We start from the raw sequence: 10,540 nt of genomic DNA on the forward strand, positions 1-10,540 counted from the left end.
ATCAGGTGTCGGCGGTGATGCCGAGGGCGGCAGCCAGCAAGGGCACCGTGAGCTCGCGTTGCCAGGGCCGGGCGCCGCCGGCGGTTAGGAACTGCTCGATCGCCGTCGCGGGCTGCGGTGTTGCCGGATCCCAGTCCCAGCACAATCGGCGCAGCAGATCAGGGGAGAGCAGGTTCTCGGTGGGCACCGTCACCTGCTCGGACAGCCCGCTCAGGGCGGCGCGGGCCGCCTCCAGCCGGGCGGCCGCCTCGGGTTTGCGGCGCGACCAGCGCGACGGCGGCGGCGGCCCGTTGGCGGGTTCGGCGGACTCCGGCGGCTCGGGGTTGTCGCGGGCGGCGGCCAGTGCGGCCAGCCAGGTGGGCGCACTGCGGCGCTGCTTGGGTCCGCCGAACACCGGCAGGGCGACCAGTTCTTCGACCGTGGTGGGGTTGGCGATGGCGGCGGCGACGATCGCCGAGTCGGGCAGGATCCGCCCGGGGGCGATATCGCGGCGCGCCGCGATCTTGTCGCGCACTGTCCACAGTTCCCGGACGGCGGCCAGGCCGCGACGGTCGCGCACCTTGTGGATGCCCGAGGTGCGCCGCCAGCGGTCCCGGCGGGTCGACGTGGCGAAATCCGTGACCCGCAGATGATTGAATTCCTGTGCGGCCCACTCGGTTTTACCCTGACGGGCCAGTACATCGGCGACAGCCCCGCGCAGTTCGATCAGCACCTCGACGTCGAGCGCCGCATAGTTGAGCCACTCGGCGGGCAGCGGACGCTTGGACCAGTCGGCGGCACCGTGGCCCTTGGCCAGGCCCAGCCCCAGCAGGCGCTGCACCATCGCGGCCAGGTTGACCCGCTCGAAGCCGGCCAGCCGCCCGGCCAGCTCGGTGTCGTAGAGCGCTTTGGGCCACATGCCGACCTCGGCCAGGCAGGCCAGATCCTGGTCGGCGGCATGCAGGATCCACTCGTCGTCGTCGAGCACCTCGGCGACCGGACGCAGCAGGGCCGCCGGGTCCTCACCGGCGCCGACCGGATCCAGCAGCACGGTGCCGGCACCGGCGCGCCGGATCTGGATGAGGTAGGCGCGGTTGGAGTAGCGGAAGCCCGACGCCCGCTCGGCGTCCACCGCGAACGGGCCGTGGCCGCGCGCCAACAGATCGGCGGCGGCGCCGATCTGCGTGCGCGTGACCGACACCTCCGGGACCCCGTCGGCGGGATACGGCAGGGGAGTCGGCTCGGGCTCGTCGGGGGCCGGTTCGGTACTCGGTTCAGACATCTCAGACGCGGGTTCGAGAGCTCAGGTCGGTGATCCCGACCGGCGGCAGGCCCGCAGCATGTTCGAGGACTTCGCAGAACGCCTGGACGTGGGCCCCCAATTCCGGGGTGGTCGCGGTCCAGGACGCGCGCAGCTCCAATTGGTGTCCGCGCGGCGGGCCGGAGATGTCGCCGTAGCGCACCGACGTGGTCGCGGTGACGGTCCCACCCAGCGCGGTGACGTGCTCGGTACGGGAACCCAGCGCCTCGACCAGCCAACTCCACGCGACCTCGGGCAGCAGCGGGTCGATCGCCTCCTGCGGATCCAAGTCGGCCTGAATGAACGCCACCAGCCGCATGGTGCCGTCCCAGGCGTCGGTGCCGTCCGGGTCGTAGAGCAGGATCAGCCGGCCGAACGCGTCGCCGTCGGAGTCCTCCGGGACGAAGTCGGTCTCGGGATGCTTGACCTCGGCGCCCAGCGCATAGCTGTAGGGCGCCAGCCGCTGCGGCGGCCGGATCGGGCCCAACTCGATCTCCGACCGCACCGTCGCGGCGTGCATGGTTGCCACCGCTTCGCGGAATGGGGCAGGCTCGGCTGATGTCACGGGTGCCGCTCCTTAACTCATCGCTGTGCCCCGCGTCGCCAGCGGCCGGCCCCCGGGTGCTCTTGCGCACCGCTGCGACGCGGGTCGCCGAATCTCACGCTAACCCCCGGCGCCGGTCCGCGCAGACAGGCGCGCCGAATCGGCGCCGTTCGGCCCGGGTAACCCGGTCGTGGCAGCATTGACCCCGATGAGTGCCCGTCGTGAGCTGCCCGAGTCGTCCTTTTTGGCCGCCGCTGCCGGCCGGCAACCCGCCCGGGTGCCGGTCTGGTTCATGCGGCAGGCCGGCCGGTCGCTGCCGGAATACCGAGCACTGCGCGCCCAGCACAGCATGCTGGCCGCCTGCTTCGATCCGGAGCTGGTCTGCGAGATCACCTTGCAGCCGGTGCGCCGCCACGGCGTGGACGCGGCGATCCTGTTCTCCGACATCGTGGTGCCGCTGCGGGGCGCCGGGGTGGACCTGGACATCGTGCCCGACGTCGGGCCGGTGATCGCCGACCCGGTACGCACCGCGGCCGACATCGCCGCCCTGCGCCCGCTGGACCCCGAGCGGGTGACGGCCGTCGCCGAAGCGGTGTCGCTGCTGGTGGGCGCGCTCGGCGACGTGCCGCTGATCGGTTTCGCCGGAGCGCCGTTCACGCTGGCGTCCTACCTGGTCGAGGGGGGACCAAGCCGGACCCATGCCCGCACCAAGGCGATGATGCTGGCCGAGCCGGGCAGCTGGCACGCGCTCATGACCCGGCTCACCGATCTGACCATCGCGTTTCTGACCGTGCAGCTCGACCACGGGGTGGACGCCATCCAACTGTTCGACTCGTGGGCCGGCACGCTGAGCGTGGCCGACTACCGCAGCTTCGTGCTGCCGCACAGCGCCCGGGTGTTCGCCACGCTGGCCGGCGCCGGCGTGCCGATGACCCATTTCGGGGTGCAGACCGCCGAGCTGCTGGGCGCCATGGCCGAAGCGATACGGCCGGCCCCCGCCGCTGTGGTGGGGGTGGACTGGCGGACCCGCCTGACCGATGCCGCCGCCCGGGTCGGTGCCGGCATCGCCTTGCAGGGCAACCTGGATCCGGCGGTGCTGTTGGCCGGCTGGCCGGTGACCGAACGCGCGGCCCGCGCCGTCGTCGCGGACGGCCGTGCCGCGGTGGCCGCCGGAGCGTCCGGGCATGTGTTCAACCTCGGGCACGGCGTGCTGCCGGAGTCGGACCCCGGCGTGCTCACCGAGCTGGTGTCGCTGGTCCATTCATTGTGACCACGTCGTATTGCGTTGTCGGAGGCGGTATCTCCGGTCTGGCCGCCGCCTATCGACTGCGCGCGACGCTCGGTGACGCGGTCGACATCACGGTGTTCGATCCGGCCGACCGGCTCGGCGGCGTGCTGCGCACCGAGACGATGGGCGGTATCGCCGTGGATGTGGGCGCGGAGGCGTTCATCGCGCGCCGGCCTGAGGTGCCCGCCCTGCTGGCCGAGCTGGGGCTGGCCGATCGCGAACGCACCACCACCGGGGTGCGGCCGCTGCTCTACCGCCGCCGGAAGCTGCATCCGTTGCCGCCGGGGACGCTCAGCGGAATCCCGTCCTCGCCGGGGTCGATGGCCGGGCTGGTCGACGAGGAGACCATCGCCCGCATCGCCGCCGAACCCACCCGCCCGCTGACGTTCGAACCCGGCAGCGATCCGACGCTGGGCACACTGGTGGCCGACCGGTTCGGCGAGCAGGTAGTGGCCTGCTCGGTGGACCCGCTGATCGGCGGCGTCTACGCCGGGTCGGCGGCGACGGTCGGGCTGCGCTCAGCGGTTCCGGGCCTGGCTGCCGCGCTGGACGACGGCGCCCCCAGCCTCACCGCGGCGGTGTTGCGGGCATTACCGACGACCACCGGCATACCGGTGTTCGGGGCGATCGCCGGCGGGTATCAGGTGCTGATCGACGCCCTGGTGCGCCGCAGCAGGCTGCGCTGGGTGCAGGCGGCGGTGACGCAGATCGACCCGGCCGGAGATGCGTGGCTGTTGCGGGACGCCGCCGGCGGCTACCACCGCGCCGACCGGCTGGTGATGGCGGTGCCCGCCCACGTGCTGGCCCGGCTGGCCACCGGGTTCGCCCCGCGTACTGCGGCGGCGGCCAGCCAGATCACCCATGCCTCGTCGGTGGTGGTGGCGCTGGCGGTGCCCGCCGGTGCGGGGTTCCCGGACAACTCCGGGGTACTGGTCGCGACCGGGGAACGGCTGAACGCCAAGGCGATCACCTTGACCTCACGCAAGTGGGACAGCTGGGGGTATGGCGGCAAGGTCGAAGTGCTGCGGTTGTCGTTCGGCCGGTTCGGTGACTCCCGCACCCGGGCCTCCGACCCGGAGCTGGTGGCGTGGGCGGTGGCCGACCTCGAGACCGTCTTCGGCGCAGTGGTGGACCCGCTGGACGTACGGGTCCAGCGTTGGCCTGCGGCGATGCCGCAATATCGTTCCGGGCACGCCGGCCTGATCGCCGCGCTGCGCGCCGGACTGCCCCCCACGGTGGCGGTCGCGGGCAACTACCTCGACGGCATCGGGGTGCCGGCCTGCGTCGCGGCGGCCGATCGTGCGGTGGCGGCCGTGACCAGCGCCACCCCGGCGCGCTAGAGCACTTTGCGGCGCGTCGTGGCAGCATATGGGCCATGGCGCACCTCGACTACGACAAGCTGAATTCCACCATCCGCTACGTGATGTTCTCGGTGTTCTCGGTTCGTCCCGGGGTGCTCGACGACGGCCCCGCCACCCGTGACGAGGTCGCCGACCAGGCTGCCACCTTCCTCAAGCAGCAGGAGGAGCGCGGCGTGGTGATCCGCGGCGTCTACGACGTCGCAGGCCTGCGCGCCGACGCCGACTTCATGATCTGGAGCCACGCCGAGCGGGTGGAGGACCTGCAGGCCACCTACGCCGGCTTCCGGCGCACCGCGCTGGGGCGGGCCTGCGAACCGGTGTGGAGCAGCGTCGCGTTGCACCGGCCGGCCGAGTTCAACCGCAGTCACGTCCCGGCGTTCATCGCCGGTGAACCGGCAGGCGCCTACGTCTGCGTGTACCCCTTCGTGCGGTCGCTCGAGTGGTATGTCCTACCCGAAGAGGACCGCCGCCGGATGCTGGCCGAGCACGGTATGGCGGCCCGGGAGTACAAGGATGTGCGGGCCAACACGGTGCCCGCGTTCGCGCTCGGGGATTACGAGTGGATTCTGGCGTTCGAGGCGCCCGAACTCGACCGGATCGTCGACCTGATGCGCGACCTGCGCAACACCGAGGCCCGGTTGCACGCCCGGGAGGAAACCCCGTTCTTCACCGGCCCCCGGGTCGAGGTCGAGCAGTTGGTGGCGTCGCTGCCGTAGCGGTCGTCGAGGCTGTTGTTGGTGTGGGAGAGAGCGAGTGGTGGCCACGGTAACTGTCCCCCGCAAGCGGGAGGTGTCCCCAGGCTCGGCGCTCAGGACGCGATGCGTTCGTCAGGACGACGCCGGGACCAGCCGCAGGCAGATTGAGTTGATGCAGTAGCGCTGGTCGGTCGGGGTGGGGTAGCCCTCGCCTTCGAACACGTGGCCCAGGTGGCTGTGGCAGGCCGCGCACAACACCTCGGTGCGACGCATCCCCAGCGAGTCATCCGGACGCAAGATCACCGCATCGGAATCCGCCGGGTCGAAGAACGACGGCCACCCGCAGTGCGACGGGAATTTCTCTGTGCTGCGGAACAATTCGGCGCCGCACGCCCGGCACTCGTAGACACCCTCGGTGGTGGTGTCGGTGTATTCGCCGGTGTTCGGCGGCTCGGTGCCGCCGCGGCGCAGCACCGCGAACTCCTCGGGGGTGAGTTTTTGGCGCCACTCGTCGTCGGTGAGGGTCACCTTGGGAGAGGTCATGCTTCCACGCTAGCCCGCTTCGGCTCGGCCGTCAGCCACGCCGGATCGATCCCGTCGTCGAGGCGGCCTTCCTGCCGGGCGTCGAGGTAGCGGTAGCACAGCACCGTGCAGATGACGATCAGCAGCAGCGACCAGCCGTAGGTGATCTTGAGGTAGTCCAGTGGCCGCCCGATGTTCATCCACCGGAAGATCAGCCACTTGTCCAGGGTCATGAACCCGTAGACGCCCAGCCAGGCCGGCCAGTTGCGCAGCACCGAGTTGGGCAGCACCACGGTCATCAGGAACGGGAACAGCACGATCGAGTAGTAGCCCTGGCCGAGCGACAGCACCAGGAACGACCACGTCAGCAGCACGCCGGAGGAGGTCAGCAGCCAGAACCGGGGGTCGCGGGTGCGGTAGTAGCGGTAGAGCAGCCACAGGCTCACTGCCGCGATCGCGGTGAACAACACCCGCATGAACAGGATCAAACCCGAGGGCAGGCCGAAGAAGACGCCGTTGCCCAGGATCGAGGAGTTGAAGTAGTCGCGGGTACCCATGATGTAGGGAACCGTGTGGGTGAAGTAGCTGGTCGGATCGCTGGCCAGCGGAAACGCGGCCAGGTTGAACAACACCGGGACCGTGATCGCCCCCACGAACGGGCGCCACTGCCGGCTCAGCAGCGGCAGCAACAGCAGCGGCGCCAGCACCGGCTTGACCACCAGGGTCAGCCCGATCGCGACACCGGCCCACCACTGGCGGCTCGGCCGGCCGTCCAGCACCCAGCGCAGGTAGAGCACCTCGGCCAGCAGGATGACGCCGTTGATGTTGGTGAACACCAATGTGCTGGACACGCTCTCGGTCAAAAACATCGCCGCCAGCAGCGCCGGGGCCGCCACCGAGGTCAGTCCGAATCCGAACATCCGCAGCAGGAGGTAGGCCGCGATCAGGATCGCGATCGTGTTGGTGGCGATGAAGGTGTACCGCGACAGCGTCTCGGGCAGATACCCGAACGGCGACATCAGCAGCGTGCCGCCGGGGGAGTACAGGTAGTGCGGGTCGACGTAGTCGAAGTGCTCGTTGTAGATGTCCAAGCCGTGCCGGAAGTTGAGCACCGCCCGGTAGACCGGCTTGAAGTCATCGGTGATGTTGCCGTTCAGCGGCAGGATCACCGCGCGGTGAATCAACGACATGATGGCCACCGGCCACAGCACCGAACGCAGCACGGTCGCGGTGCTCGGTGCGCTGGTGGGTGGCCGAAATGCGGCCAGCAGGGCGGTGCCTGCCCGGTTTGCAAGGGAGTCGGCTGCCGTCACCAGCGCACCGTACACCGAACGGGTGCGCCAGCCCCAGCTCAGGCCGGGCAGTAGACGTCGGTGTCGGGCAGCTTGCCGCTGTCGAGGTAACTGATCAGCGGCGGCAGGGTGCACGAGGAGTACACGGTGGCGCCGTGCCCGATGCCCTGCCACATCACCCGCTTGCTGGCTGCGCCGGCGTTGATGACGGCCGCGGCGGTGGCCGCCACGCCCTCTTCTCCGACGATCGGGTCGTTTTGTACCCCGAACAGCAGCACGTCGATGGTGAGGTCTTTCGGCGGCTCCGGGGTGGCGCTGCTGGGCCAGCTCAGGCACTGCGCCATGTCGAGGGCGCCGACGGCGCCGAACTGCGGGTACTCCTTGCCCCAGGCCACCACCAGCTCCCGGACCCGGTCGGGGGTAGGCCGGTTGAGTGCGTCGGCGCAGGAGTTGATGAAGTGGCCGTCGCCGCCGACGATGCCCTGGGCGCGGTTGATCAGGTTGTTCAACAGATTGGGGTCACCGGTATGCGCGCTCGCCAGCGCCCGGGCCAATTCGTTGGTGCTGTTGACGCGGTCGCCGAGCGGATAGCCCAGGGCCGTGACGATGGCATGGGTCACCGCCGCCACCGAGGCGCCGCCCGGGCCGTGCCCGGACCGGGCGGAGTCCAGCACCGCGTCGACGACGCCCTTCGGGTCGGGGGCCAGGGCGCAGTTGACCGCGACACACTGCGCGGCGAACGCGTCGAAGGCCGCCTCTTGGCCCTTGATCCGCTGTTCGGCGGCGGCTTCGGCGGCCACCCCGAGCGGGATGGGGGAGTCCAGCGCCAGCCGGGCCACCTTGCCGGGATGGGATCCGGCGTAGGCCAGGGCGACCTGGGCTCCATTGCCGACCCCGATGAGCGCCAGCGCCGGCACATCCCAGATGCTGCGCAACCGTTCCAGGTCAGTAGCGGCGTGGGTGTTGTCGTAAGCGGACTCCCCGGGGGAGATGGAATCGGTGCAGTCGGTGGTGGCGGTCATCGCCACGGTGCCCAAGTTAGCCACCGGGTCGTCGCCGGGGGCGAACTGCGCCAGGTTCCACATCGCGTCGCGGTCACTGCGCTCGCGACAGTCCACCGGGCTCGACATCCCGGTGCCGCGCCGGTCCACGGCGACCACCGGGTGGCCGTTGAGCACGTCGGCACCGCCGCGGGCCAGCCAGGTCGGTAACTGCAGCGACGACGGCAGGTCCCAGCCGGTGGTGAAGACCACCGGCCCGGCGTCGGCGGGGGTCTGTACCGACCGGGCCCGCACCACACCGATGCTGATCGCCGAGGAGCCGCCGCCGAGCGGGTCGACGTCGGCGTCATAGCTGGCGCAGTCCAACCGCACCCCGGGGGTGGCGGGCACCGCGGCGTCGTTGAACACCCGTGCCGTGCAGTCATGCCAGGGCAGGTCGTTCTTGGGGACCTCGACCGCCGGTGGGCCGGCCTTGTCGGAGGTGGTCTCGGGCTGCCCCTGTGGCCCGGCGCCGGAGTCGGTGGCAAAGCGTGGGTTCGCGGCCAGCCCGGGCGCGCAGCCGGACAGCGCGAGAGCCACCGGCAGGGCGGCCGCGAGCGCGAACCTGGCAAGACTCATGCCTGTCACCTTATAGGCGGGCGCTTGTGACGTAGCGGCCGTAGAGGTAGCCGGATTCGTCGGTCAGCAGATGCGCGCAGTGCATCCGGGTGGCCACCTCGCCGGGGCCGGTGGCGATGCGGCGGGCCAGCCCCCCGACCAGGAAGGGGGCGACGGTCAGGCATAGCTCGTCGAGAAGATCGCGTTCGATCAGCGCGCCCAGCAGCATCGGGCCGCCCTCGGTGAGCACCCGATACTGCCCACGGGCGGCCAACGCGGACAGGATCGTTGCCTCATCGACCCGGTCCGGGTCACCGGCCGAGCAGTCCAGCACCTCCGCGCGCCCGGCCAGCCGTCGCCGCGTGTCGTCGGCCACCGCCGCGCTGGTCAACACCAACGGCGGCAGCTCGGTGTCGGTGAAGACCCGCAGGTCGCGATCCAGCTGCCCGGACCCGGTGACGATCGCCAGCCTGGGCACCTCGGACTGTCCGCGGTCGCGCCGGCGCAGACGCTCGGCGACGTTGAGCCGGGCGCCGCCGTAGTTCTCCACCCGGACCGTGCCCGCGCCGACCAGCACGACGTCGGCCAGCGCCCGCAGCAACATGAACAGGGTCCGGTCACCGGGACTGCCCAGCCCGCCGGACTTGCCGTCCATGGTGGCGCCGCCGTCGATGCTGCCGATGAAATTGGCCCGCACCCAGATGCGCGGCTGCTCGGGTTCGGGGTAGGCGTACAGCCGGGCCAGCTCGGCATCGTCGACGGGCCGCGCCGAGTCCAGCCGGGTGAAACCCGGGTCTGCGCTGAGGTCGGACATGGCCACGATTGCACCATGTGGCTACAGTTCCTGCGTGCCTAATCCCGCCGTCGACGGAATCGACCACCTGGTGGACCGGCATCCGGCCGTCTCACCGGAGCGGTTGATCGCGCAGCTCACGCCGCCGCCGACCTTCGCCGGGGCCAGCTTCGCCAGCTACCGGCCCGACCCGGCCGAGCCCACCCAGGCCGCGGCCGTGGTGGCCTGCACCGCGTTCTGCGCCCAGGCACTGGAGCGGCGGGCCGGGCGGCGCCGACTGTTCGGTAAGCGCGAAGTGCTGCCGGGGGTCGGGCTCTACCTCGACGGCGGATTCGGTGTCGGCAAGACCCACCTGCTGGCGTCGGTCTACCGCCAGATCACCGAGACCACCGAGGGGGCGCAGCCGCATCGCACGGCGTTCGCGACGTTCATGGAACTCACCCAGCTGGCCGGGGTGTTCGGGTTCACCGAGTGCATCGAGTTGCTCGGCGACTACACGGTGGTCTGCATCGATGAGTTCGAACTCGACGACCCGGGCAACACCACCCTGGTATCGCGGCTGCTGTCCGAGCTGGTGGCGCGCGGGGTCTCGATTGCCGCCACGTCGAACACCCTGCCCGAGCAGCTCGGAGAGGGGCGCTTCGCCGTGCAGGATTTTCTGCGCGAGATCCACGCTCTGGCAAGCATTTTCACTCCGGTACGGGTCGACGGCCCGGACTATCGGCATCGGGACCTGCCCCCGGCGCCGGAACCGCCGACGGACCAGCAGGTCGTGCAGCGCGCTGCGGCGCTGCCCGGTTCCACGTTGGACGACTTCGACGCGCTGTGCGCGCATCTGGCCACCATGCACCCGTCGCGGTATCTGACCCTGATCGAAGGTGTCACCGGAGTCTTTCTCACCGGCGCGCATCCCATCGACGATCAGAACGTGGCGCTGCGCCTGGTGGCGCTGACCGACCGGCTCTACGATGCCGGCACCCCGGTGGTGGCCTCCGGGGCGAAGCTGGACGACATTTTCAGTGCCGAGATGCTGGCCGGCGGCTACCGCAAGAAATACCTGCGGGCCACCTCCCGGCTGCTGGCGTTGAGCACCGGCGGTTAGCTGGCTGTGGGTCGTGTCAAGTCATGCGGCCACGCGTGGGGCATTGTCGCCGGTGGTTGCTGGCGT

Annotated in this window: 10 protein-coding genes; 4 read left to right on the forward strand and 6 right to left on the reverse strand. The window is 70.7% G+C overall.

Annotation, left to right across the window (positions count from 1 at the left end; translation table 11 throughout):
• Position 1: 1 nt before the first annotated feature.
• Together A5694_RS09215 and A5694_RS09220 are read right to left on the reverse strand one after the other, a co-directional pair.
• A complete protein-coding gene (locus A5694_RS09215) occupies positions 2 to 1,261 on the reverse strand; it encodes an HRDC domain-containing protein (protein WP_064921535.1) in 1,260 nt (419 codons plus the stop codon).
• A gap of 1 nt (position 1,262) precedes the next feature.
• Entirely contained in the window at positions 1,263 to 1,844 is a 582-nt protein-coding gene (locus A5694_RS09220; RefSeq protein WP_019739183.1) for a DUF3000 domain-containing protein, read from the reverse strand.
• Positions 1,845 to 2,031: 187 nt separating this feature from the next.
• Between A5694_RS09220 and hemE the strand changes: the two genes are divergently transcribed.
• From hemE to hemQ, 3 genes are read left to right on the forward strand one after another with little or no spacing between them, the layout of a single operon-like run.
• Positions 2,032 to 3,093, forward strand: coding sequence for a uroporphyrinogen decarboxylase (gene hemE / locus A5694_RS09225; RefSeq protein WP_064921536.1), 1,062 nt, complete (start codon positions 2,032 to 2,034; stop codon positions 3,091 to 3,093).
• Positions 3,087 to 4,451 (forward strand): protoporphyrinogen oxidase, encoded by a 1,365-nt coding sequence (locus tag A5694_RS09230; RefSeq protein WP_064921544.1) that lies wholly within the window; start codon positions 3,087 to 3,089, stop codon positions 4,449 to 4,451. Before hemE ends, A5694_RS09230 begins: the two co-directional genes overlap by 7 nt.
• Positions 4,452 to 4,486: 35 nt before the next feature.
• Positions 4,487 to 5,188, forward strand: coding sequence for a hydrogen peroxide-dependent heme synthase (gene hemQ, locus A5694_RS09235; RefSeq protein ID WP_064921537.1), 702 nt, complete (start codon positions 4,487 to 4,489; stop codon positions 5,186 to 5,188).
• A gap of 111 nt (positions 5,189 to 5,299) precedes the next feature.
• On the opposite strand, the gene msrB is transcribed toward hemQ, so the two are convergent.
• From msrB to A5694_RS09255, 4 genes are read right to left on the reverse strand one after another with little or no spacing between them, the layout of a single operon-like run.
• A complete protein-coding gene (gene msrB / locus A5694_RS09240; RefSeq protein WP_064921538.1) occupies positions 5,300 to 5,710 on the reverse strand; it encodes a peptide-methionine (R)-S-oxide reductase MsrB in 411 nt (136 codons plus the stop codon).
• The gene (gene aftC / locus A5694_RS09245; RefSeq protein ID WP_064921539.1) at positions 5,707 to 7,017 is read right to left on the reverse strand and encodes an arabinofuranan 3-O-arabinosyltransferase; all 1,311 of its coding nucleotides are present in this window, start codon (positions 7,015 to 7,017) and stop codon (positions 5,707 to 5,709) included. Before aftC ends, msrB begins: the two co-directional genes overlap by 4 nt.
• A gap of 23 nt (positions 7,018 to 7,040) precedes the next feature.
• Entirely contained in the window at positions 7,041 to 8,600 is a 1,560-nt protein-coding gene (locus A5694_RS09250; RefSeq protein ID WP_064921540.1) for an alpha/beta fold hydrolase, read from the reverse strand.
• Between the two features lie 10 nt (positions 8,601 to 8,610).
• The gene (locus tag A5694_RS09255) at positions 8,611 to 9,393 is read right to left on the reverse strand and encodes a pyrimidine reductase family protein (RefSeq protein ID WP_064921545.1); all 783 of its coding nucleotides are present in this window, start codon (positions 9,391 to 9,393) and stop codon (positions 8,611 to 8,613) included.
• On the opposite strand from A5694_RS09255, the gene zapE reads away from it, so the two are divergent.
• Positions 9,392 to 10,474 (forward strand): cell division protein ZapE, encoded by a 1,083-nt coding sequence (gene zapE, locus A5694_RS09260; protein WP_064921541.1) that lies wholly within the window; start codon positions 9,392 to 9,394, stop codon positions 10,472 to 10,474. The two genes, A5694_RS09255 and zapE, sit on opposite strands and share 2 nt — an antisense overlap.
• Positions 10,475 to 10,540 lie beyond the last annotated feature (66 nt).

The sequence above is a fragment of the Mycolicibacter sinensis genome (genome assembly GCF_001667945.1).
Taxonomy (GTDB): domain Bacteria; phylum Actinomycetota; class Actinomycetes; order Mycobacteriales; family Mycobacteriaceae; genus Mycobacterium; species Mycobacterium sinense_B.

What these genes read in the sequence shown, in the direction of transcription:
- A5694_RS09215 (WP_064921535.1), bottom strand. Translation starts at nt 1,261, where the DNA reads ATGTCTGAACCGAGTACCGAACCGGCCCCCGACGAGCCCGAGCCGACT.
- hemE (WP_064921536.1), top strand. Translation starts at nt 2,032, where the DNA reads ATGAGTGCCCGTCGTGAGCTGCCCGAGTCGTCCTTTTTGGCCGCCGCT.
- hemQ (WP_064921537.1), top strand. Translation starts at nt 4,487, where the DNA reads ATGGCGCACCTCGACTACGACAAGCTGAATTCCACCATCCGCTACGTG.
- msrB (WP_064921538.1), bottom strand. Translation starts at nt 5,710, where the DNA reads ATGACCTCTCCCAAGGTGACCCTCACCGACGACGAGTGGCGCCAAAAA.
- A5694_RS09250 (WP_064921540.1), bottom strand. Translation starts at nt 8,600, where the DNA reads ATGAGTCTTGCCAGGTTCGCGCTCGCGGCCGCCCTGCCGGTGGCTCTC.
- zapE (WP_064921541.1), top strand. Translation starts at nt 9,392, where the DNA reads ATGGCCACGATTGCACCATGTGGCTACAGTTCCTGCGTGCCTAATCCC.
- A5694_RS09255 (WP_064921545.1), bottom strand. Translation starts at nt 9,393, where the DNA reads ATGTCCGACCTCAGCGCAGACCCGGGTTTCACCCGGCTGGACTCGGCG.